Raw genomic sequence first — 23384 nt, forward strand, 5'->3', positions numbered from 1 at the left:
GGCCGCCCTTTTTCGTTTCCCGCCCTAGGGGCGCGCGCCCCTTGCTTCGCAAATCTAAAGGCGGAACGCAAAAGCGGCGGAAAGCACATCGTGCTCCCGCCGCTTATGTTCAAACGCGTATGTCTTGCGGTCAGATGCGTGCGGTATTCGCAGCGCTGAGTACTGCGCGGACGCTGGCGGTGGCCACGTCCTCGTCGATGCCGACGCCCCAGATCACGCGGCCATCGGGGGCCACGCATTCCACGTAGGCCGCTGCACGCGCGTCGGAGCTCTTGCCCATCGAGTGCTCTGCATAGTCGCGCACGTCGAGCGTGACACCGAAGCTCTCGGCCAGCGTGGCCGTAACCGAAGAGATCAGGCCGTTGCCGCGTCCGGAGACCGACTGCTCCTTGCCGTCCACGCCGATCTTACCGGCGAAGACGCGGGTGCCGTCGGCGGCCTTGGCTTCTTCCCAGTCGATGAGCTGGAAGTGCTGCGGGTCGTCGATGCGGTAGGCCTTGCGGAAGACCTCCCAGATGTCCGAGGCCTGGAGTTCGCGGCCCAGTTCGTCGGCCAGTTCCTGCACATGCTTCGAGAAGTGCGCCTGCATGCGCTTTGGCAGTTTCAGGCCCTGGTCCTGTTCGATCACCCAGGCGAAACCGCCCTTGCCGGACTGCGAGTTGACGCGGATCACGGCTTCGTAATCGCGGCCCAGATCGGCGGGGTCGATAGGCAGGTAGGGCACGGACCAGATCTGGTCGTTGCGCTTTTCCTGCGCGGCGAAGCCCTTCTTGATGGCGTCCTGGTGGCTGCCCGAGAAGGCGGTGAAGACCAGTTCGCCGCCATAGGGATGGCGTTCGCCGACCTTCAGCTGGTTGCAGTATTCCACCGTCTGGATCACTTCGTCGATGTCCGAGAAGTCCAGCTCGGGGTTCACGCCCTGCGTGTACATGTTCATCGCCACGGTGACGAGGCAGCAGTTGCCGGTACGCTCACCATTGCCGAACAGGCAGCCTTCGACCCGGTCCGCACCGGCCATCAGGCCCAGTTCGGCGGCAGCGACGCCGGTGCCGCGGTCGTTATGGGTGTGCAGCGAGATCACTGCCGATTCGCGGTTCGGCAGGTTCCGGCAGAAATACTCGATCTGGTCGGCATAGACGTTGGGCGTTGCCGCCTCGACCGTTGCCGGCAGGTTGAGGATGATCGGATTTTCCGGCGTCGGCTGGAGAATTTCCATCACCGCCTCGCAGACCTCGATCGAGAAATCGAGTTCGGCGGTCGAGAAGGTCTCGGGCGAGTATTCGAACTGCCACTTGGTGGCGGGATACTTCGCCGCCTGATCGCGCAGGATCCTGGCGCCGCCTTGCGCGATGCCCTTGATCTCTTGCTTGTCCATACCGAACACCACGTTGCGCCACAGCGGCGAGACGGCGTTGTAGAGGTGGACAATCGCGGCGTGGACGCCTTCCAGGCTCTCGAACGAGCGGGTGATCAGGTCTTCGCGCGACTGGGTCAGCACCTGCACCAGCACGTCTTCGGGAATGCGGTCGTTCTTGACGAGGCCGTTGATGAAGTCGAACTCGGTCGCACCCGCGCTGGGAAAGCCGACTTCGATTTCCTTGAGGCCGACCTTGACCAGCAGGTCGAAGAAGCGGTTCTTCTTTTCGGCGCCCATCGGGTCGATCAGTGCCTGGTTGCCGTCCCGCAGGTCGGTCGAGAGCCAGCGCGGCGCCTTGGTGATGACCTGCGAGGGCCACTGGCGGTTCGGCAGGTCGATCTGCGGGAAGGGACGGTACTTGACCGAGGGGTCTTGCAGCATGGTCATGGGTAATCTCGCTCGGAAAAACTTCTTCGGTTAAAAGGCTTGCCGGTCCAGTTCAGGCCGGTCTTTCCGGGTCCCCTTGAGCGCCGAGCGCGCCGCAGGACCGACGCGTCAACTCACGCCCAAGGGCGAGTAAGTCGCAGGGTAAGGCCTAGAAGAAGGTTCATTGCCGGAGCCTATGGGCATTCGCTTGGTCGATGTAAAGAGAAAAGGGCCTTTTCCTGCCCGCAGAGGGCGAAGCGCTTCATGATCTAGGCAGGCGGAACCCTGTCGAGGAACAGACGGTCGAGCACGCTCCAGGGCAACATCCAGAATACGGCGACCAGGGCCGCGCAGGCGATGCCGAGCCATGGGGTTACGAAAGTCAGCGGAATGCCGAGGGCATATACTGCCGAAGCGGCGATCCCCTTGCGGTGCGAGGCCTTGTGATAGCGGCGGCTGGCGGCGGTGCGTGTGCCGGTGGTCGCGATTCGTCCCTGCAGCAGGACATAGGCGAGGGCAGGCGTCAGCATCGTTGCCAGATAGAGCAGGGTCGCCTCGCGGCTGAAGTGATGCTCGCCGAGATAGGCGGTGGAGAAGGGGATCAGCGAGAGGGTGAACAGCAGCGGCATGTTCGACCACAGCAGCCCGCTGGTCACGACCCGCGCATGGCCGAGCAGGCGGTGGTGATTGACCCAGTAGATCGCGACGTAGGCATAGCTCAGCACATAGGCGATGAAGATCGGCCAGAGTTGCCAGAGCGCCTTCAGTCCCTCGGTGACCGGGGTTTTCAACTCCAGCACCATGATGGTGATGATGATGGCGAGCACGCCGTCCGAGAACGCCTCGACGCGGGCGAGGCCGTCCTCGCGCTCGATATCGTCAGCTTCGTTCATCCGGGGCTCCGTTACATTCCAGCAATGGTGCTTGGAGGAGCGGAGCGCCCGGATCAAGATGTCAGATGGTATGGGATCAGGTGCAGGTGAAGCCCTTGATCTTGCCGTCATCGCCGACCTGGACGTTCAGGCGGTCGGGCCGGTAGTCCATGGTCACGGCAGAGCCGGGCGTGATGACGCGCATCGGCTTGTCGCCGCGCGATGCGGTGATTGCGGCGATAACCTCGTCGCTGGCAGGCTGGCCGACGTAGGAAGCGAACTGTTCGGCGCCGCAGCTCGGCTCCATCGACGGCGGGGTTGCATCGGCCACTTTGTCGTTCCCGGTACTGGCGCAGGCAGAAAGGGCGAAGAGCGCCGTGGCCAGGGTGATAGTCGCGGTCAGTCTGGTCTTCATGCCGATCTCCTTTCGAGCATTCATGCCATGAGCCCATGGCGCATGGGCCGTGAACGGTCGATGACGCTTATTGCTTCTCGAAGGCGGCGTTGATGACCAGTACGGTTTCGTCGGAGACCACCGGCACGTACTTGGAAACGCCGAAGTCGGAGCGTTTTGATCAGGGCGCGGCCGAGGAAGCCGATCGAATCCTTCTTGCTCATCGGGTTCTGTGCAGCGCCGAAGAAGCGCGCGATAATGGTGATCGGCTTGCTGACACCGTGGAGGGTCAGCGTGCCGTCGATCGAGGCGGCATCGGGGCCGCGCGGCGTGACCGACGTGGCGACGAAAGTGGCAGTCGGGAACTTGCCGGCATCAAGCCAGTCGGCGCTGACGAGTTCCTCGGAAAGTTTGCTGCTGGTCGTCTGCACGGAAGTTGTGGGAATGGTGACGCTGAGCTTGGTGGCCGACAGCTTGTTGGGATCGAGCGTCAGCGAACCGCTCGCGCCCGAGAACGTGCCGGCGAAGGGCGAAATGCCCATGTGCGAGACGCTGAAGGTGACTTGCGTATGGGCCGGCTCGACGGCGTAAGTTCCGGCCTTGACGTCGGCGGGGGTGCCCGATCCGTGCAGCATTTCCATGCGGTCGCGTCCACCGCCGGGGCCAGGCTGGGCGATGACGGGGGCCGCAAGCGCGGCAGCGGCAACCAAAGCGAAAGCGATATGCGGACGGCGCATCGGGTCTGCTCCTGAACAAAAGAGGCGGCGCATTTCTGCGCCGCCTCCGATGTTTCGTCAAACGCCAAAGCGTCTGGACGGAACTTAGTTCTTCGCCTTGTCCACCAGCGCGTTGGCGCCGATCCAGGGCATCATGGCGCGCAGCTTCGAGCCGGTTTCCTCGATCGGGTGACGCTTGGCGGCGATGCGCGAAGCCTTCAGTTCCGGCTGGCCGGCGCGGTTGTCCAGCACGAAGTCCTTCACGAAACGGCCCGACTGGATGTCTTCCAGAACGCGCTTCATTTCCTTCTTGGTCTCTTCGGTGATGATGCGCGGACCGGTCTTGATGTCGCCGTATTCGGCGGTGTTCGAGATTGAGTAGCGCATGTTGGCGATGCCGCCTTCATACATCAGGTCGACGATCAGCTTCAGCTCGTGGAGGCACTCGAAGTAGGCCATTTCCGGTGCGTAACCGGCTTCCACCAGCGTTTCGAAGCCGGCCTGGACCAGCGCGGTGGTGCCGCCGCAGAGCACGGCCTGCTCACCGAACAGGTCGGTTTCGCATTCCTCGCGGAAGTTGGTCTCGATGATGCCCGAACGGCCGCCGCCGACGCCCGAAGCGTAGGCCAGAGCGACGTCCTGTGCATTGCCGGTCACGTCCTGATGGATCGCGACGAGGCAGGGCACGCCGCCGCCCTTGACGTATTCGCCGCGGACGGTGTGGCCCGGGCCCTTCGGCGCGATCATGATCACGTCGATGTCGGCGCGGGGTTCGATCAGGCCAAAGTGGACGTTGAGGCCGTGGGCGAAAGCGAGCGCCGCGCCGGGCTTCAGGTTCTCATGGATGTCGGCGGCGTAGATCGCGGCCTGATGCTCGTCGGGGGCGAGGATCATGAGCACGTCGGCCCATGCGGCCGCCTCGGCGTTGGCGAGCACCTTGAAGCCGGCGCCTTCGGCCTTCTTGGCAGAGGGCGAACCCGGCCGCAGCGCGATGGCCACTTCCTTGACGCCCGAGTCGCGCAGGTTCTGCGCGTGGGCGTGGCCCTGGCTGCCGTAGCCGAGGATCGCGACCTTCTTCTCGGTGATCAGGTTGATGTCGCAATCGGCGTCGTAATAGACCTTCATCGTAGTACCCTTTCGACGGCCCGTTCCCGTAAGGCGGGGCCTGATTGATATGCGCCGTGGGCGCGTGGTTCGTTGTTTCCGGCACCGTGTGCCGAAGGATGGATTAAGCTCGGTTCTAGGCCTCGTGCGGCCCGCGGATCATGGCGACGATGCCGGTGCGGCCGACTTCGACAAGCCCGAGGTCGCGCATCAGCTGCACGAAGGTATCGATCTTGTCCGGCGCCCCGGTGAGTTCGAAGATGAAGCTCCCGGTGGTGGTATCGACTGCCTTGGCGCGGAAGATATCGGCCAGACGCAGTGCCTCGACGCGCTTTTCGCCGAGACCGGCCACCTTGATAAGCGCCAGTTCGCGGGCGACGTGCGGACCGACTTCGGTCAGGTCCACCACCTTGTGCACCGGTACCAGGCGTTCGAGCTGGGCGTGGATCTGGTCGATCTGGCTCGGCGGGCCGTGGGTGACGATGGTGATCCGGCTCACCGCGTGGTTCTCGGTGATGTCGGCCACGGTCAGGCTGTCGATGTTATAGCCGCGTGCGGTGAACAGGCCGGCGATCTTGGCGAGAATGCCCGCCTCGTTATCGACGGTGATGGTGAGGACGTGGCGTTCCTCGGCCTCTTGCTTGATGTGCATCATGATATGTCTTTCGGATCCTGCGCGCGCGTTCTCAGACCAAAGCCTTGGCTTCGTCGTCCATCGTGCCGGCGACGGTATCGCCGTAGAGGATCATGTCCGTATGGGCCGCACCCGAGGGGATCATCGGGAAGCAGTTCGATTCCTTGGCGACGAGGCAATCGACGATGACGGGGCCGTCGTAGTCGATCATCTCCTGGATGCCGGCATCGAGCTGGCTTTCGTTCTCGATGCGGATGCCCTTCCAGCCATAGGCTTCGGCCAGCTTCACGAAGTCCGGCAGGCTGTCCGAATAGGACTGCGAGTAGCGGCTTTCGTACGTCAGTTCCTGCCACTGGCGGACCATGCCCATCCACTCGTTGTTGAGGATGAAGATCTTCACCGGCAGGCGGTACTGGGTGGCGGTGCCCAGTTCCTGGATGTTCATCTGGATCGAGGCGTCGCCCGCGATGTCGATGACGAGGCTGTCCGGGTTGCCGAGCTGAGCGCCGATCGCGGCGGGCAGGCCATAGCCCATGGTGCCGAGGCCGCCCGAAGTCAGCCACTTGTTCGGACCGAAGAAGTGGAAGTACTGCGCCGCCCACATCTGGTGCTGGCCGACTTCGGTGGAGATCACCGGGTCCTTGTCCTTCGTCAGCTCGAACAGGCGCTGGACCGCGAGCTGCGGCATGATGGCCTTCTTCGAGAGCGGGAAGTAGAGGCTGTTCTTGCCGCGCCATTCCTCGACACGGGCTTTCCAAGGCGCCAGGTCCTGGCCTTTGCGATCACCCCAGAGCGTCAGGATCTGGTCGAGCACGGTGGCGCAATCGCCGATGATCGGCAGGTCGACGCGGACCGTCTTGTTGATCGATGCGCGGTCGATATCGATGTGGATCTTGGTCGAATTCGGCGCGAATGCGTCGAGGCGGCCGGTCACGCGGTCATCGAAGCGGGCGCCGATGCAGACGATCAGGTCCGCCTGGTTCATCGCCAGGTTGGCCTCGTAGGTGCCGTGCATGCCCAGCATGCCCAGCCAGTCGGCATGGTCGGCCGGGAAGGCGCCGAGGCCCATCAGCGTCGAGGTGACGGGCGCGCCGGTCTTCGCCTGAAGCTCGCGCAGCAGCTCGATAGCCCGCGGGCCGGAATTGATGACGCCGCCGCCGGTATAGAGCACCGGGGCCTTGGCCTTGGCGATCAGTTCGACGGCCTGCGCGATCTCGTCCGCTGTGCCTTCGGTGCGCGGCGAATAGCGCTGGCGGCGCTGCGTCGGCGTGTCGTTCCAGATGGCGCTGGCGATCTGGACGTCCTTGGGAATGTCGATCAGAACCGGGCCGGGCCGCCCCGAAGTGGCGATCTGGAACGCCTCGTCGATGGTCGCGGCAAGGTCTGCCGGATCCTTCACCAGGTAGTTATGCTTGGTGCAGTGACGCGAGATGCCGACGGTGTCCGCTTCCTGGAACGCGTCCGAGCCGATCAGCGCGGTGGGAACCTGGCCGGTGATGATGACCAGCGGAATCGAATCCATGAAGGCGTCGGCAATGCCGGTGATGGCATTGGTGGCGCCAGGGCCCGAGGTGACGAGAACGACGCCGGGCTTGCCGGTCGAGCGCGCGTAACCTTCGGCCGCGTGGGCCGCGCCGGCTTCGTGACGGACCAGGATGTGCCGAAGTCGCTCGTCGCCGAATAGAGCATCGTAGATCGGTAGCACGGCGCCGCCGGGATAACCGAATACGAATTCGACTCCCTGCTTGACCAGGCTTTCGACCAGGATGTTCGCGCCGCTGCGCTCTTCAGTCACAACATATTCCTTTTCCGACTCGTGGGCGTTTCCCGAGGGATGGGCTGCCCTTCGAATGTTGCGCGCCAATCACGGTGCGCATTACCAAAAAACCACAGTTCGCTTGTTGGCGAACTATAATGAAACCGACCCGACACGACGGGCGCCGTGCCGGGTCCTCCCTCTCCTCCCTGCATACTTTCATCAGCAGGTGAGGGGGCTCTAAGGGGACGAAAATATTACGTCAACCCCATAACGTGAAATAATCTATCTTGTATGGATTTTTCGTCGAAATATTCGAACTCAATCCTTGTCCAATCTTGCGGAGGTTGGTGCCGCAGCCAGGTGAACTGACGCTTGGCATAGTTCCGCGTGACCTGTGATCCGCGGGCAATCGCTTCTTCCAGCGTGGTTTCTCCGCGCACCACGGCGGCAAGCTCGGGAACGCCGATCGCACGCATTACCGGCAGGTCGGGATCGAGCCTTCTTGCGAGCAGGGCTTCCACTTCGCGCAGGGCTCCGCGCTCGATCATGCGTTCGAACCGCAAGTTGCAGCGTGCGTAGAGCGCTTTTCGCTCGGGCAGGAGGATCGCGGCGTGAAGCGAGACATCGCCGCCGATGCCGCCGCTGGTCCGGGCCTGCCAATGGGCGATGGTCAGCCCTGTAGACCGCACGACCTCAAGCGCGCGCGCGATGCGGGCAGCGTCTGCCGGGGCAAGCCTGGCGGCGCGTTCCGGGTCTTCGGTCTGCAGGGCGGCATAGGCATCTGCAACCGGCAGGGCGCGCACCGTCTCGCGTACATCGGGATCGATGGCCGGTACCGGGGCGATGCCTTCCAGCAGCGTGCGTATATAAAGCCCGGTGCCGCCAACGAGGATCGGTATGGCGCCTTCGGCATGGACGCCGGCGATGGTTTCGCGTGCGGCCCGTGCCCAGTCGGCGGCGGAACAGGTTTCGGCGCGTCCCATGTGCCGAACAGGCGGTGATCGATGCCGCCCATCTCCTCGGGCGCGGGGCGGGCGCTGAGAACCGTCAGGTCTGCATAGACCTGCGAACTGTCGGTATTGATGACGACCGCGCGCTTTCCGCGCCTTTCCAGTTCCTGCGCCAGGGCAACGGCACAATCGCTCTTGCCGCTGGCGGTCGGCCCTGCAATGAGCGCGAGCGGCGGTTTTTGCCCGTTCGGCACATCGCCTGTGGAATTTTCATACGCAGCTTCAAGGGAATTCGCAGTGCTCATTGCGCGGCTGATAGCAGAACCGGACCACCTCACGGCAAGAATCGATGCGGCCCGCACCGAAATGCAGGAAAGAGGCGTACGTCTCGCTTCGGCGGCGATGCTCGATTTCTGCGGGCAGACCATGCAGCTTGCCTCGCCGGACGAGGATGCGGCGGCGCTGCGCAAGGCGCTCGACGATCATTTTGCGCCGACCGACGGTCTCGTCTCCGATCATGAGCCGATCCTGCCGGGCGTTTTCATCTCCGACATGGATTCGACCATGATCGGACAGGAATGCATCGACGAACTGGGTGATTTCGCCGGCCTCAAGGACCGCATTGCCGAAATCACCGAGCGCGCCATGCAGGGCGAACTCGATTTCGAACAGGCGCTGCGCGAACGGGTCGGCCTGCTCAAGGGGCTTTCCGTCAGTGCCATCGACGAGTGCCTTGCCACCCGCATCAAGCCGATGCCGGGTGCGGAAACCTTGGTGGCGACACTTCGGAAGTTCGGCTGCCGCACGGTGCTCGTCACCGGCGGTTTCCACCACTTCGCCGATCCCGTCGCCGGGCGGCTCGGTTTCGAGCATGTCGTCGGCAACCGGCTCGAGGTGGCCGACGACATGCTGACCGGCGGCCTGGTCGGACCGATCGTCGACAGCTCGGTCAAGAAGGCCACGCTGATTGCCGAGATCGCGGCAGCAGGAGAGGGCGTCACCAGCCTTGCCACCGGTGACGGCGCGAACGACATTCCCATGCTTGAAGCGGCGACTTACGGTATCGCCTATCATGCCAAGCCCAAGGCGCGTGCCGCGTCGAACGGCTGGATCGATCGGGGCGACCTCACCAGCGTCCTGCGCCTTCTCGGCATCGACGAACAGGAATGGGTCCGCAGCTAAGGGAGCGACACGCGATGGCCGGTAGCGGAACTTCGATCCTGAGCCGGCTGTCGCATCCGCGCTACCTGCTGTTCCTTGGCGTGCTGGCGATCTCGGTCTGGCCGCTGATCCCGGCGATAGGGCTGGTCGAGGCGATCGTTACCGCCTTCGACCTCGCCGTGATCGCCTTCGTGTTTTCCTGCATCCCCTTGTGGCGGGATGGCAATCCCGATGTCATGCGGCGTCAGGCCAAGCGTGACGACGCCGGGCAGGTGATGCTGCTCCTGCTGACAGGGGTGATCTCCACGGTGATCCTTGCCGCGCTCGGCACGCTGGTGCTCGACAACAAGAGCCTCGTTCCCGGCGAGATCGCGCTGCTGGTGGTGACGCTGCTGGCCTGCTGGACATTCGCCAACCTGATCTACGCCTTCCACTACGCCCGGCTTTATTACTCGTCGCGCGGCGGCGCGGATCACGAGGGTCTCGATTTTCCAGGCGACTGTGTGCCGGACTTTGCCGATTTCGTGAACTTCGCCCTCGTGATCGGCATGACCTGCCAGACCGCTGATATCGAGATTACCGATTCGGATGTGCGGCGGGTTTCCACCTTTCACGGGCTGTTCGCCTTCGCCTTCAACCTCGGCATTCTGGCGTTGACGGTGAATGTGCTCGCCTCGTCCTCGGGCGGGCACTGAGGCGTCGTATCCTCAAACTGCCCGCACCAACCAAAAAGGGCGCCCACAAGGGGCGCCCTTCCGGTACTGTGTCAGGCGGGAAGGCGATCAGCCCTCCATCCAGTCCTTGAAGAAGGCCTCGTTGGCTTCGCGAAGTTCGGTCACTTCGTTGCCAAGGACCTTGGTGCCGGCGACCGTGCCGATGCGGACGGCGCCCGGAAGCTCCGTGCCGGCAGCTGCGGTGACGACATAGCGGCTCTGGTCTTCGCCGAAGGCCTCGGCGGTGGTCAGTTCCACTTCGAGATTGCAGCCCAGGCCGCTGGCCAGCGCCATTTCCGCCAGCGCGACGACGAGGCCGCCGTCGCTTACGTCATGGACGGCCGTGACCTTGCCGGCGCCGATCCACTCGCGGATCGTGGCGCCGTTGCCGGCCTCTGCCTTGAGATCAACCTTGGGCGCTTCGCCCGCTTCCTGACCCGCGATTTCGCGCAGCCAGAGTGACTGGCCGAGGTGCGAGCCGAGCTTGCCCTCGCCAGCGCCCAGAACGAAGATATCGTCGCCGGCGTTCTTGAACGCCACGGTGGCCATCTTGTCGTGATCGACAAGGATGCCCACGCCGCCGATTGCCGGGGTCGGCAGGATCGCCGAGCCGCCGCCGGTGGCCTTCGATTCGTTATAGAGCGAGACGTTGCCCGAAACGATCGGATAGTCGAGCGCGCGGCAAGCATCGCCCATGCCGTTCAGGCAGCCGACGATCTGCGCCATGATTTCGGGGCGCTGCGGGTTCGCGAAGTTCAGGCAGTTGGTAATGGCGAGCGGAAGGCCGCCGACGGCGCTGATGTTGCGATAGGTCTCGGCCACGGCCTGCTTGCCGCCCTCGTAAGGGTCTGCGTAGCAATAGCGGGGCGAGCAGTCGGTGCTGATCGCCAGCGCCTTTTGCGTGTTGTGGATGCGGACGACCGCGGCGTCGCCGCCGGACTTCTGCATCGTGTCGCCGCCGACCTGGCTGTCATACTGTTCCCAGATCCACTTGCGCGAGGCGAGGTCGACCGTGCCCATGAGCTTGAGCAGGTCGGCGCCGATGTCGGCGCTTTCGCCCACTTCGCCGAGAGCCGGAACCTTGGCCCAGGCCTTGTATTCCTCAGGCGAGACGTAGGGGCGCTCGTATTCCGGCGCGTCGTCGGCGAGCGGGCCGAGCGGAATATCGCAGACCACTTCGCCGTTGAATTCGAGAACCATGTGGCCGGTGTCGGTCACTTCGCCGATCACGGCGAAGTCGAGCTCCCACTTCTTGAAGATCGCTTCGGCCATGGCTTCCTTGCCGGGCTGAAGCACCATGAGCATGCGCTCCTGGCTTTCCGAGAGCATCATCTCGTAAGGCGTCATCGCCTCTTCGCGGCAGGGCACGTTGTTCATGTTCAGGCGGATGCCGGCGCCGCCCTTGCTGGCCATTTCGACCGACGAGGAGGTGAGGCCGGCCGCGCCCATGTCCTGGATCGCGACGATGGCATCGGTGGCCATGAGTTCGAGGCAGGCCTCGATCAGCAGCTTTTCGGTGAAGGGATCGCCCACCTGCACGGTGGGGCGCTTCTCGTCCGAATGCTCGTCGAAATCGGCAGAGGCCATGGTGGCGCCATGGATGCCGTCACGGCCGGTCTTCGATCCGACATAGACGATCGGGTTACCGAGGCCGGTGGCGGCCGAGTAGAAGATCTTGTCCGTATCGGCGACGCCCACGGTCATGGCGTTGACGAGGATGTTGCCGTCGTAAGCCTTGTGGAAGTTGGTTTCGCCGCCCACGGTCGGCACGCCGACGCAGTTGCCATAGCCGCCGATGCCGGAGACGACGCCCTGCACGAGGTGCTTCATCTTGGGATGATCGGGGCGGCCGAAGCGCAGTGCATTCATGTTGGCGACCGGGCGGGCGCCCATGGTGAAGACGTCGCGCAGGATCCCGCCAACGCCGGTGGCCGCGCCCTGATAAGGCTCGATGTAGCTCGGGTGGTTGTGGCTTTCCATCTTGAAGATGCGGCCTGGCCGTCTCCGATGTCGATCACGCCGGCATTCTCGCCGGGGCCGCAGATGACCCAGGGGGCCTTCGTGGGGAGCTTCTTTAGGTGGAAGCGGCTCGACTTGTACGAGCAGTGCTCGGACCACATGACCGAGAAGATGCCAAGCTCAACCAGGTTGGGCTCTCGGCCGAGCGCGTTCAGGACCCGCTCGTATTCCTCGGAATTGAGGCCATGCGCCTGACGACATCGGGGGTGATTTCGGACATGCGACGCGCCTTAGCGCCGTGCGTGGCTCTTCGCTAGACGTAAAAAGGGGTGTTTTCGCGGCGGCCGATACAGCGCGCCGGGGCAGTGGCGCATAGTCCCGCCTTGACCGGTGAACGCGCCCGCTCCATTGCGGTGATCATGACTGAGAACAGTGCCGAAATCGCCGAGATGAGTTTCGAGGATGCGCTGAGGGCGCTTGAAGACGTGGTCCGCCGTCTGGAAAGCGGTGACGTGCCGCTCGACGATTCGATCACGCTCTACGAACGCGGGGAAGCGCTGCGCCAGCACTGCCAGAAGCGTCTCGACGCCGCGCAGGCCCGGATCGAGCGTATCGTCGCCGGTCCCGACGGGGTGCCCGCCGGCACCCAGCCGTTCGACGCGGCGGATCGCTGATTCGTGGGTGAGGTCGCCGTGACCGACCCGATCCTCGCCGAAGGCCTCTCGCGGATCGCGCGGGAGATCGACGGAGCGTTCGATGCGATGCTGCCGGTGCCGGACGATGCCCGCGCGCGCCTGCTGGAGGCGATGCGCTATGCCGCGATCGGCGGCGGCAAGCGGTTGCGGCCGCTCCTGCTCACAGCCGTTGCGGATATGTACGGCGTGGTTCGCGAAGCCGCGATCCGGGCCGCCATCGCCATCGAATCGATCCACGTCTATTCGCTGATCCACGACGACCTGCCGTGCATGGACGATGACGCGCTGCGTCACGGCAAGCCGACCCTGCATATCGCCTTCGACGAGGCGACCGCTGTGCTCGCGGGCGATTCGCTCCATGCATTCGCGTTCGAGGTGCTGGCCGATCCCGCGACGAGCGCGGATCCCTTCACCCGCATCGAACTGGTGCAGGCGCTTGGCCATGCCAGCGGCGCGCAGGGCATGGCCGGCGGGCAGATGATGGATCTGGTGGCAGAGACGAGCGAGTTCGATCTTCAGACCGTAACCCGGCTCCAGCAGCTCAAGACCGGCGCGCTGCTTGGCGCGGCGGTGGAAATGGGCGCGATCCTGGGCCGCCTGCCGCCGGAAGGTCGCGCACATCTGCGTGGCTATGCCCGCGATATCGGCCTGGCCTTCCAGATCGCCGACGACCTTATCGACCATGAAGGCGATGCATCGGTGGCCGGCAAGGCCGTTGGTAAGGATGCCGAGGCGGGCAAGGAGACGTTCGTCTCGCTGCTCGGCCCCGAACGCGCCCGCGAACAGGCCCGCATGCTGGTGGAGCAGGCCATCGGCCACCTCGCCCAGCACGGCAAGGAAGCCGACCTGCTGCGCGCAGTGGCGCGCTACATCATCGAGAGGGATCATTGATGAGCCTTGGTGAACGCATCGGTGTCTATCCGGGCACGTTCGATCCGATCACGCTGGGTCACGCCGATATCATCCGGCGCGGCGCCAAGCTGGTCGATCGCCTTATCATCGGGGTGACGACGAACCCTTCGAAGAACCCGCTCTTCACGCCCGAGGAGCGCATGGCCATGGTCGAACGCGAAGTGGCGGCGCTCGGGATCGAGAACGTCACCGTGGTCGGCTTCAACGCGCTGCTGATGAAGTTTGCGCAGAAGCAGGGCGCCAGCGTCATCATCAGGGGGCTGCGCGCCGTCGCGGACTTCGAGTACGAATACCAGATGGCGGGGATGAACCAGCAGCTCAACCCCACCATCGAGACCGTGTTCCTGATGGCGGACGTCAGCCTTCAGCCGATCGCCTCCAAGCTGGTCAAGGAAATCGCCACGTTCGGCGGAGAGATCGCCAAGTTCGTCAGCCCCACGGTGCGCGCCGATGTCGTCGCGCGGATCGCCGAGACCGGGCTTCTCGGCGACTATTGAGAACGCCCAAGAAACGATTGCGACAAATTCATTCATTGTCACGTCAGCAGCGGGGCACTATCGCCCCTGGCCTGAGCGGCTTCCTTCCTGTGAGTATTCGATGACGTTTCGCCTGACCCTTACCGCGACGATGATCGGCCTGGCGCTGGCGGCTACGCCCGCCATGGCCAAGAAGAAGGAAGACCCGACCCCGACGCCGCCGGTGGCGGCGCTGCCGACTTTCGTCGATCCCGATGTAACCCATCAGCCCGAGAACGTGCTCCTGCTCGATCTCTCGGACGGTGGCCGTGTCGCCATTCGTCTCATGCCGGAATGGGCGCCCCATCACGTGGAGCGGATCAAGACGCTCGCCGGGCAGGGCTTCTACAACGGCCAGATATTCCACCGCGTGATCGACGGTTTCATGGCGCAGACGGGCGACCCGACGGGCACCGGGCAGGGCGGCTCGCAGCTTCCCGATCTGGCAGCCGAATTCAACGCGATGCCGCACGTTCGCGGCACCGTATCGATGGCGCGCACCAACGAGCCGAACAGCGCGAACAGCCAGTTCTTCATCGTGTTCTACCCGCGTTTCTCGCTCGATCGGAAGTATACTAACTTCGGCCGCGTGATCTCGGGCATGCAGTATGTCGACGCGATCCAGCGCGGCGAACCGCCCCAGAACCCGACCAGGATCGTGCAGGCCTCGCTGGCATCCGAGAACAAGGCGCCGCCGCCGCCCGCCCCGGTCGCGCCGCCGCCTGCGAAAATCACGGCCGACCAGCTCAGCAAATCGAAGTCCAGGTAACCTGACCCGGTGACCTGAAGCGAAAAATGGATGACGCCGCGTGAGTGCGCCCCTAGAGGGCGGCTCATGCGCGTTGACCTTTTCGACTTCGACCTTCCTCCCGAGAATATCGCCCTCCGCCCCGCGCGTCCGCGCGATTCGGCGCGGATGCTGGTCGCGCAGGGCCGCGACGAAGGGGCTCTGGTCGAGCGCGTCGTGCGCGATCTTCCCGGAGAACTGCGCCCCGGCGACATCCTCGTCTTCAACGACACCCGCGTCATTCCCGCCCAGCTCGAAGGGCGCCGCGGCGAGGCCCGTATCGGAGCGACGCTTCACAAGCGGATCGACCTTCGCCGCTGGCAGGCTTTCGTCCGCAATGCCAAGCGCCTGAAGGCGGGCGATCGCATCGAATTTCCCGCAGACGTCACTGCCGTCGCTGAAGAGCGCCACGATGACGGCAGCTGGACCTTGCTGTTCGAGGGCGACGAGCCCGTCGAGGTCCTGCTGGAGCGGGCAGGGCGCATGCCGCTGCCACCCTACATTGCCGGCAAGCGCGAGACCGACGAGCAGGACGCCAGCGATTACCAGACGATGTTCGCGCGCGAGAAGGGCGCCGTTGCCGCTCCCACCGCCGCGCTGCACTTCACGCCCGAACTGATCGAGCGGCTGGATGCGGCGGGCGTGAAGCGCGAGACGCTGACGCTTCACGTGGGTGCCGGCACTTTCCTGCCGGTCAAGGCGGATGAGACGCAGGACCACAAGATGCATGCCGAATGGGGCCGCATCGATGCCGAGACCGCCGATCGCCTGAATGCCGCGCGCGCGGGCGGCGGAAGGGTCATCGCGGTGGGCACCACCAGCCTGCGCCTGCTGGAAAGCGCGACGGGCGAGGATGGCGTGATTCGTCCCTTCGAAGGGGACACCTCGATCTTCATCACGCCCGGCTATCGCTTCAAGGCGATCGACGGGCTGATGACCAACTTCCACCTGCCCAAGTCCACGCTGTTCATGCTGGTTTCGGCGCTGATGGGGCTGGAGCGGATGCAGGCGGTTTACGCCCATGCGATCGCGCAGGGTTACCGTTTCTACTCCTACGGGGATTCCAGCCTTCTTTTGCCCTGAGGGGACTTGGAACTGTCACCGGTTTCGCGCATCACGCGGGCCATGGAACCCATTCTCGAAATCAGCGGTCTGACCAAGACTTACGCCGGGGGCTTCACCGCGCTCCAGGGCGTGGACCTCACGATCAACAAGGGCGAGATATTCGCGCTGCTCGGGCCTAACGGTGCGGGCAAGACAACGCTGATCGGCGCGGTTTGCGGCCTCGTGCGGCCGACCAGCGGCACCATGCGCGCCTTCGGCGAGGACATGAATCACAACTGGCGCTCCCTGCGTGCCCGCATCGGGCTGGTTCCGCAAGAACTGGCGACCGACATGTTCGAGACGGTCATCCACTCGGTGAACTATTCGCGCGGCCTGTTCGGCCTGGCGCCGGACCCCGCGCGGGTCGAGGAAATCCTGCGTGCGCTCAGCCTCTGGGACAAGCGCAAGGCGCAGATCCGCGCACTTTCGGGCGGCATGAAGCGCCGCGTGCTGATTGCCAAGGCGCTGGCGCATGAACCCGACCTGCTGTTCCTCGACGAGCCGACCGCCGGTGTCGATGTCGAGCTTCGCCGCGACATGTGGGCGCAGATCGCCGAGCTTCGCGACCGCGGAACCACGATCATCCTCACCACGCACTATATCGAGGAGGCCGAGGAAATGGCCGACCGCGTGGGCATCATCCAGGCGGGCAGCATCCGCATGGTGGAAGAAACGCGCTCGCTGATGAAGCGGCTCGGCCGTACCGAGGCGCATATCGGCCTGGCCACGCCTCTGGCGCTCGTCCCCGAAGCGCTGGCCCCGTACAATCTCTCGCTGGGCAATGGCGGGCTCGAACTCGTCTATCGCGGCGGCGACGGTTCGGGCGGCGGCAAGGCGCAAGTGGCGCAGCTCACCAAGGAGCTCGTGGCAAACGGCATCGACTACACCTCGATCGAAATTCGCGAATCGAGCCTTGAGGAAATCTTCGTCGATCTTCTGGAAGGAGCGGCGGCATGATCGCCTTCAACGCGCGCAGCACCTGGACCATCTACAAGCGTGAGGTCATGCGGGCCATGCGCACCGCCATGCAGTCCATCCTCGGACCGGTTCTGACCACGGTGCTCTACTTTGTCGTGTTCGGCGCGGCGATCGGCAGCAAGATGGATTCGGGCATGGCCGGCGTCAACTACGGGGCCTTCATCGTGCCGGGCCTGCTGCTGCTGACCCTGCTGAGTGAGAGCACGTCGAACGGCAGCTTCGGCATCTACATGCCGCGCTTCACCGGCGCGATCTACGAATTGCTTTCGGCGCCGGTGGGTGTTGCCGAAACGCTGATCGGCTTCGTGGGAGCAGCGGCCACCAAATCCCTGATCCTGGCGGCGATCATCCTCGTGACGGCCACGTTCTTCGTCGACTACACGATTGCCCATCCATTCTATGCGCTGGGCTTCATCCTGCTGGTTTCGGCAAGCTTCTCCTTGTTCGGGTTCATTCTGGGGATATGGGCGGACAGCTTTGAAAAGCTGGGCATCGTTCCGGTGCTGTTCATCGTGCCGCTGACATTCCTTGGCGGTACGTTCTACTCGATAGACCTGCTGCCCGAGCCCTGGCGTTCGGTCGCCATGGCCAATCCGGTGGTCTATCTGGTGAACGGGCTGCGCTGGTGCTTCTACGGCAGTTCGGACTTCCCCATCGGCCTGTCGCTCGGCATGACGCTGGGCTTCCTCGCGCTCTGTGTGGCGTTCATCGCCTGGATCTTCCGCACAGGGTGGCGCCTGCGCGCCTGAGTCGGTAATATCGTGTCATGACAATGCGTTTGGCTGTTTCGATTGGTGTGCCTGCCTTGCTGATTGCCGTCCCGGCTCAGGCAGAGCCGCCCCAATCCTTTCAGTTCGAACCCTTCCCGGATATCGAGATCGTGTCGGTGGTTCCTGTCGTGGAGCTGCCGATTCGTCTCGTGCTGCCGGACTATGTCTCTCCGCCGCCGTTCATCCCGGCGCCGCCGCCGCGTCTTCCCCGCAATGTGAAGGCCATGATCGAGGCGGCGGTGAAGACGAAGGATTCGGCCACCGTTGCAGCGGTGGTCAAGGCGGCGCTAGCCACACAGCCTTATGACAAGGAAGAAATCCGCACGATGCAGCAGGCGTTCCTCGATGCGAACGCCCGCGAGATCGCGGAAAAGGCGAATGCGGAAACGGAGCGGATCCGCCGCGCCGCGCTACTCGAACTCTGGACCGGCAAAGTCGAACTCGGCGCTTTCCGCGCGACGGGAAACACCAGCAATTTCGGCTATACCGGGGCGGTCAAGCTGGACCGTAAAGGCATCGACTGGCAGCATACGATCCAGCTCAACGCGGATTTCCAGAAGGATCGCGGCTCGGTCACGCGTGAGCAGTACGGGGCCAGCTACCAGCCGCGATATACCCTGAACGACGGCTTCTTCACTTATGGCCGAATGCAGTACGAAAAGGACCGCATTCAGGGCTATCTGGATCGCTACTCGCTGTCGGGCGGGCTCGGCTACCGTGTGCTCAAGCGTGACAATGTGACGCTGTCGATGGAAATCGGCCCGGCGCTTCGCCGCACGCGCTATGTCACCGTGCCGAAGGAAACGACGTGGTCGACGCTGACCTCGCTCGATTTCGACTGGCAGGTCAGCCCGACGATCAAGCTCACGCAGGATGCCTCGTCCTATGTTGAAACCGGCAACAGTACCTTCACCTCGGCTACCGGCCTTGAAGCGGGAATGAGCAAGGGGCTGAAGGCGCGCCTGTCCTATTCGATCGAGCACGAAACCTCTCCGCCGGACGGTTCGCTCCAGACCGACACGATCTCTCGCTTCTCACTGGTCTACGGCTTCTGAAGTCTGTAACGGGCGGGTCATGAACCCCCGTTTCGAATTCTCCATCCACGCCACCGACGGCAAGGCCCGTACCGGCACGATCAAGATGCGCCGCGGCGAAATCCGCACGCCAGCCTTCATGCCGGTGGGCACGGCGGCAACCGTGAAGGCGATGAAGCCGCAGGATGTGCGCGCCACCGGCGCTGAGATCATCCTGGGCAACACCTATCACCTCATGCTGCGCCCCGGTGCCGAGCGTGTCGCCCGGCTCGGGGGATTGCACAAGTTCATGAACTGGGACCGCCCGATCCTGACGGACAGCGGCGGCTATCAGGTCATGAGCCTGTCGGACTTGCGCAAGATCACCGAGAACGGCGTCACTTTCGCCAGTCATCTCGACGGTTCGCGCCATCTGCTGACGCCAGAGCGTTCGATGGAAATCCAGCGCCTGCTGGGGTCCGACATCGTGATGTGCTTCGATGAATGTCCTAAGATCGACCAGCCCCGCGACGTGATCGCACGGTCCATGGAAATGTCGATGCGCTGGGCCCGGCGCAGTCGCGACGGTTTCGACAGCGGCGGCGAGCATGCGGCCAATTCCGCCCTGTTCGGCATCCAGCAGGGCGCGCTCGACGAAGGCCTGCGCAAGGCGTCGGCTGATGCGCTTACCGATATCGGTTTCGATGGTTACGCCATCGGCGGACTTGCGGTGGGCGAAGGGCAGGAGGCGATGTTCGCCACGCTTGAATTCGCCCCTGGCCAGCTTCCGGCCGATCATCCGCGTTATCTCATGGGGGTCGGCAAGCCCGACGATCTGGTCGGTGCGGTGGAGCGCGGCGTCGACATGTTCGACTGCGTGCTGCCCAGCCGCTCGGGCCGCAACGGCCAGGCCTTCACCTGGAACGGCCCGCTCAACTTGCGCAACGCCCGCCATGCGGAGGACAGCAACCCGCTGGACGATCGTTGCAAGTGCCCTACCTGCGCGACCTACAGCCGCGCTTATCTGCATCATCTCGTGAAGGCGGGGGAAATTCTCGGTTCCATGCTGATGACCGAGCACAACATTTCGTTTTACCAGCAACTCATGCAGGGCATGCGCGACGCCATCGCCGCCGGCACTTTCGCCCAGTTCGCGGCAGACTTCCGTCGCGAGTATCTCCATTGATCTACCAGCAGATTTAACTGGAAGAGGTTCTCTCTCAAGGATAGTCGATGGCTATCCACTGGGGGGATTACATGAAGAAGATTTGGCTCGCCGGCCCGGCTTTTGTGCTGGGCATGGCAGGATGGGGAACGGCCGAAGCCGAAAGCGTCGAAAAACTGGCGGCTGCTTTCGGCGCTCGGCAGGATATCACGGACATAAGCCTTGCTCCGGGCGGCGCACTTGCCGCTATTGTCGCGCCTTCGGGCGGGCGTGGTGACAAGGTCATGATCGCCGACCTGGTAAAGGGCGGTGCTCCCCGGACGATCCTGAACGCGTCCGGACAGGGAGAACATGTCAGCTATTGTTCTTGGCCCAGCGACGCACAACTGGTTTGCAGTATCCTCGTCCAGGACAAGAGCACTGGGAACGTCTTGTCGTTCAGTCGCCTTCTTTCGCTCAGTCTGGACGGTTCGCCTGCCAAGATGCTCACGCAGAGCGCTAACAGCCGTTCGCTGGGGGTGGCGCGATACGGGGGCGACATCATCGATTGGCAGGGCGGGAAGCCGGAAGAAGTGCTGATGCTGCGTCAGTACATTCCCGAAAATACGATAGGGACGCGGCTGGCCCAATCAGGGGAAGGGCTCGGTGTCGAAAGCCTGAATGTTCGCACCCTGCGCCGTGCTACCGTGGAAAAGCCGAACCGGACAGCCGCCGGCTACATAACCGACGGAATGGGCAATATCCGCATCATGGCGAGCACGCCTGCAATGGGTATAGGCTATGATCGCAATTATACCGATTATTTCTATCGCCTGGTGGGGCAGCACGGCTGGAACCCGTTGGGAAGGGTCACCGTCAATCCTTCCGGCACCTATTCGGGTTTCCGGCCCGTGGCAGTCGACCCGGAGAGCAATTCGGTATTTGGTTTCGACAACAAGAACGGCTTTTCCGCACTTTACCGGCAGAGCCTCGATGGCTCCAACCGCCGGGAGGAAGTCATCTCGAAGCCCGGTGTCGATGTTGACGAATTGATCCGCATCGGTCGATCAAGGCGGGTGGTGGGCGTCTCATTCGCCACGGATTATCGCCAGATCGAGTATTTCGACCCCAAGCTGGCAGCCTTGCGCTCGGCGCTCTCGAAGGCGCTGCCCGGTGATCCTTCGGTGACGATCGTCGATTCCAGCGCTGATGAGAGCAAGCTGCTCATGTTCGTGGGGAGCGATATCGATCCGGGGAAATATTATATTTTCGACAAGGCCACACGCAAGCTGGAGGAAGTCCTCCCGCTACGGACAGCCATGTCCGGACGCACGCTCTCGCCCATGAAATCCATTCAGTTTCGGGCTTCTGATGGTACGATGGTCCCGGCTTACCTGACCCTGCCGCCCGGCAGCGATGGGAAAAATCTTCCCGCCATCATCATGCCGCACGGCGGACCCTCGGCACGCGACGAATGGGGTTTCGACTGGCTCGTGCAGTTTTTTGCGGCACGTGGTTTTGCCGTTCTTCAGCCGAATTTTCGCGGATCGTCGGGCTACGGCGAAGCCTGGTTCGAAAAGAACGGATTCCAGTCCTGGCGCACGGCTGTGGGTGATGTCACCGATGCAGGAGATTGGCTGGTATCGAACGGGATCGCTGCGAAAGGCAAGCTGGCGATCTTCGGGTGGTCATATGGTGGATATGCGGCGCTGCAATCCGGGGTGCTGAAGCCGGATCTGTTCAAGGCGATCATCGCTGTAGCTCCGGTCACCGACCTTCAGCAGCTGCGCAACGATCATCTCAACTATTCGGACTACAAGTTGGTCGACGCCATGATCGGCAACGGGCCGCATGTTTCGCAAGGATCACCCGCGCAGAACGCCGCGAAAATTCAGGCGCCTGTCCTGATGTTTCATGGCGACTGGGATACCAACGTCGATGTCGACCAGTCAGAGCTGATGCAGCGGCGCCTGCTCGATGCCGGGAAGCGGGCCGAACTGGTCACCTTCAAAGGGCTCACGCACTCGCTGGTTGAAGGCGAGGCGAGGGCCAGGATGCTGGCTCAGAGCGACGCTTTTCTGCGCGAGAACCTGGGGATGCCGAAAGAGTGAGCTCTCCGGGCCTGAGTGTAAGCTCAGGCCGGTTGCAGCGCCTCTCCGGCTTCTTCGTGAAGTGCGCCGATCTCGAGCTTCGTGCCGACATAGGCGACGAAACGCCCAGTGCGGGAATCGAGAAATCCGGCGCCGATTTCCGCCGCGAACTGCTTCGCGGTTTCGAGGTCGGGATACCATTTTCCGGTGCGGTTGGGGGTAATGAATCGATAGCGTGACATGGTGACTGTCCAATGCACGAGAACCATGTCCGTTCCCTGACAAATTCCTCGATTTACCGCGCTTCCCGGCGGTTCGTCGCACAAAAGAAAAGGGCGGCCCGTGAGGGCCGCCCTTCGCATGTCTTGTCGGTGGACCGGGACCTTAGCGCGAGTAGAACTCGACGACCAGGTTCGGTTCCATCTTCACCGGGTAAGGCACTTCGTCGAGCGTCGGAACGCGCACGAAGGTCACCTTGTCGGTGCCGTCGGTCGAAACGTAGTCAGGGATCTCACGCTCGGGCAGGTTCTGTGCTTCGATGATGAGAGCCATTTCCTTGGCCTTGTTGCCGAGGCTGATGACGTCGCCAACCTTCACGCGACGCGAAGCGATGTTGCACTTCACGCCGTTGACGCGGATGTGGCCGTGCGAAACGATCTGGCGAGCCGCGAAGATGGTGGGTGCGAACTTCGAACGGTACACGACCATGTCGAGACGCTGTTCGAGCAGGCCGATCAGGTTCTGACCGGTGTCGCCCTTCATCTTCGAAGCTTCCTGGTAGGTGCGCTTGAACTGCTTCTCGGTCACGTCGCCGTAGTAGCCCTTGAGCTTCTGCTTGGCGCGCAGCTGGATGCCGTAGTCCGAAAGCTTGCCCTTGCGGCGCTGGCCGTGCTGGCCCGGGCCGTAGCTGCGGCGGTTGACCGAGCTCTTGGGGCGACCCCAGATGTTCTCGCCCATGCGGCGGTCGAGTTTGTACTTGGCGCTTTTACGCTTCGACATAAGTCGTCTCCTGTTCTGCTGCCGCCTCCGACCTGGAGGCGATCCGTGTTGTCCCGGGGCGCACCATCCAGCCTACTTTGCGGGATGCGGCCGCCGCTTCACCGGGGTGCGGGGCCGAATGGACGGGCTGCCGAAACAGGCAGGCGCCATGTGAAGGCGTGCCCCTTACGGACTGGGGCCGGAAAGTCAAGCCGCATCGGTGGATTTGCGGTCTCGAATGCGTCGTAACGACATGCCTTCGGCACATCTTACGGCGGCGCCGGCCCGCTACCCCATCCGCCTTGTGTGAGCCCACCTGAAATGGCGGCCCTGCAGGACGGCTGATGGGGGAG

21 protein-coding genes and 2 pseudogenes are annotated in these 23384 nt (G+C 63.5%); 12 read left to right on the forward strand and 11 right to left on the reverse strand.

Features of this window, described 5'->3' with window-relative positions; all coding sequences use genetic code 11:
• Positions 1–130: 130 nt before the first annotated feature.
• The 8 genes and pseudogenes from leuA to miaA all read right to left on the reverse strand — a co-directional run bounded on the left by leuA (position 131) and on the right by miaA (position 8517).
• Positions 131–1804: a 2-isopropylmalate synthase gene (leuA, locus tag ADT71_RS26310; protein ID WP_054441689.1), complete on the reverse strand. Its 1674-nt coding sequence runs from the start codon at positions 1802–1804 to the stop codon at positions 131–133.
• Positions 1805–2052: 248 nt separating this feature from the next.
• Positions 2053–2676, reverse strand: a complete 624-nt coding sequence (locus ADT71_RS26315) for a TMEM175 family protein (RefSeq protein WP_054441691.1) — start codon at positions 2674–2676, stop codon at positions 2053–2055.
• Positions 2677–2752: 76 nt separating this feature from the next.
• Positions 2753–3070, reverse strand: a complete 318-nt coding sequence (locus ADT71_RS26320; protein WP_054441747.1) for an I78 family peptidase inhibitor — start codon at positions 3068–3070, stop codon at positions 2753–2755.
• Positions 3071–3090: 20 nt separating this feature from the next.
• Positions 3091–3786 carry a YceI family protein gene (locus tag ADT71_RS26325; RefSeq protein ID WP_231636207.1) on the reverse strand — a complete coding sequence of 232 codons (696 nt, stop codon included), beginning with the start codon at positions 3784–3786 and terminating at the stop codon, positions 3091–3093.
• Positions 3787–3870: 84 nt separating this feature from the next.
• On the reverse strand, positions 3871–4890 hold the full coding sequence (ilvC, locus tag ADT71_RS26330; protein WP_054441697.1) for a ketol-acid reductoisomerase: 1020 nt from the start codon (positions 4888–4890) through the stop codon (positions 3871–3873).
• A gap of 115 nt (positions 4891–5005) precedes the next feature.
• A complete protein-coding gene (gene ilvN / locus ADT71_RS26335) occupies positions 5006–5524 on the reverse strand; it encodes an acetolactate synthase small subunit (RefSeq protein WP_054441698.1) in 519 nt (172 codons plus the stop codon).
• A gap of 31 nt (positions 5525–5555) precedes the next feature.
• A complete protein-coding gene (gene ilvB, locus ADT71_RS26340) occupies positions 5556–7298 on the reverse strand; it encodes a biosynthetic-type acetolactate synthase large subunit (protein WP_054441748.1) in 1743 nt (580 codons plus the stop codon).
• Between the two features lie 218 nt (positions 7299–7516).
• A pseudogene (gene miaA, locus ADT71_RS26345) lies at positions 7517–8517 on the reverse strand (tRNA (adenosine(37)-N6)-dimethylallyltransferase MiaA).
• Between miaA and serB the strand changes: the two are divergent.
• Both serB and ADT71_RS26355 read left to right on the forward strand, forming a co-directional pair.
• Positions 8510–9394 (forward strand): phosphoserine phosphatase SerB, encoded by an 885-nt coding sequence (serB, locus tag ADT71_RS26350; protein WP_054441749.1) that lies wholly within the window; start codon positions 8510–8512, stop codon positions 9392–9394. The pseudogene miaA and the gene serB sit on opposite strands and share 8 nt — an antisense overlap.
• Before the next feature lie 14 nt (positions 9395–9408).
• Positions 9409–10068: a DUF1345 domain-containing protein gene (locus ADT71_RS26355; protein WP_082370568.1), complete on the forward strand. Its 660-nt coding sequence runs from the start codon at positions 9409–9411 to the stop codon at positions 10066–10068.
• 87 nt (positions 10069–10155) lie between these two features.
• Here the strand turns inward: ADT71_RS26355 and purL are convergent.
• Positions 10156–12325: pseudogene (gene purL / locus ADT71_RS26360) on the reverse strand (phosphoribosylformylglycinamidine synthase subunit PurL).
• 139 nt (positions 12326–12464) lie between these two features.
• Between purL and ADT71_RS26365 the strand changes: the two are divergent.
• The 10 genes from ADT71_RS26365 to ADT71_RS26410 all read left to right on the forward strand — a co-directional run bounded on the left by ADT71_RS26365 (position 12465) and on the right by ADT71_RS26410 (position 22074).
• Positions 12465–12719 (forward strand): exodeoxyribonuclease VII small subunit, encoded by a 255-nt coding sequence (locus ADT71_RS26365; RefSeq protein ID WP_054441751.1) that lies wholly within the window; start codon positions 12465–12467, stop codon positions 12717–12719.
• A gap of 3 nt (positions 12720–12722) precedes the next feature.
• The gene (locus ADT71_RS26370) at positions 12723–13631 is read left to right on the forward strand and encodes a polyprenyl synthetase family protein (RefSeq protein WP_054441699.1); all 909 of its coding nucleotides are present in this window, start codon (positions 12723–12725) and stop codon (positions 13629–13631) included.
• Positions 13631–14149, forward strand: a complete 519-nt coding sequence (coaD, locus tag ADT71_RS26375) for a pantetheine-phosphate adenylyltransferase (protein ID WP_054441700.1) — start codon at positions 13631–13633, stop codon at positions 14147–14149. The genes ADT71_RS26370 and coaD overlap by 1 nt, the downstream gene beginning before the upstream one ends.
• A 100-nt stretch (positions 14150–14249) precedes the next feature.
• Positions 14250–14936 (forward strand): peptidylprolyl isomerase, encoded by a 687-nt coding sequence (locus tag ADT71_RS26380; protein ID WP_054441701.1) that lies wholly within the window; start codon positions 14250–14252, stop codon positions 14934–14936.
• A 66-nt stretch (positions 14937–15002) separates the two neighbouring features.
• Complete coding sequence (gene queA, locus ADT71_RS26385; RefSeq protein WP_054441702.1) at positions 15003–16037, forward strand: tRNA preQ1(34) S-adenosylmethionine ribosyltransferase-isomerase QueA; 1035 nt, start codon at positions 15003–15005, stop codon at positions 16035–16037.
• Positions 16038–16079: 42 nt separating this feature from the next.
• The gene (locus ADT71_RS26390) at positions 16080–17015 is read left to right on the forward strand and encodes an ABC transporter ATP-binding protein (protein ID WP_054441752.1); all 936 of its coding nucleotides are present in this window, start codon (positions 16080–16082) and stop codon (positions 17013–17015) included.
• On the forward strand, positions 17012–17785 hold the full coding sequence (locus tag ADT71_RS26395; protein ID WP_054441704.1) for an ABC transporter permease: 774 nt from the start codon (positions 17012–17014) through the stop codon (positions 17783–17785). The genes ADT71_RS26390 and ADT71_RS26395 overlap by 4 nt, the downstream gene beginning before the upstream one ends.
• 47 nt (positions 17786–17832) lie before the next feature.
• A complete protein-coding gene (locus ADT71_RS26400; RefSeq protein WP_231636212.1) occupies positions 17833–18861 on the forward strand; it encodes a YdiY family protein in 1029 nt (342 codons plus the stop codon).
• A 19-nt stretch (positions 18862–18880) separates the two neighbouring features.
• Positions 18881–20005, forward strand: coding sequence for a tRNA guanosine(34) transglycosylase Tgt (tgt, locus tag ADT71_RS26405; RefSeq protein ID WP_054441707.1), 1125 nt, complete (start codon positions 18881–18883; stop codon positions 20003–20005).
• A 263-nt stretch (positions 20006–20268) separates the two neighbouring features.
• Positions 20269–22074, forward strand: coding sequence for a S9 family peptidase (locus tag ADT71_RS26410; RefSeq protein WP_231636208.1), 1806 nt, complete (start codon positions 20269–20271; stop codon positions 22072–22074).
• A gap of 23 nt (positions 22075–22097) precedes the next feature.
• Here ADT71_RS26410 and ADT71_RS26415 read toward each other — a convergent pair whose 3' ends face one another.
• Together ADT71_RS26415 and rpsD are read right to left on the reverse strand one after the other, a co-directional pair.
• Entirely contained in the window at positions 22098–22295 is a 198-nt protein-coding gene (locus ADT71_RS26415; protein ID WP_054441754.1) for a hypothetical protein, read from the reverse strand.
• A 142-nt stretch (positions 22296–22437) separates the two neighbouring features.
• Positions 22438–23052: a 30S ribosomal protein S4 gene (rpsD, locus tag ADT71_RS26420; protein ID WP_054441709.1), complete on the reverse strand. Its 615-nt coding sequence runs from the start codon at positions 23050–23052 to the stop codon at positions 22438–22440.
• Positions 23053–23384: the final 332 nt, after the last annotated feature.

The sequence above is a fragment of the Novosphingobium sp. ST904 genome, from assembly GCF_001298105.1.
In the GTDB taxonomy this organism is placed as follows: Bacteria; Pseudomonadota; Alphaproteobacteria; order Sphingomonadales; family Sphingomonadaceae; genus Novosphingobium.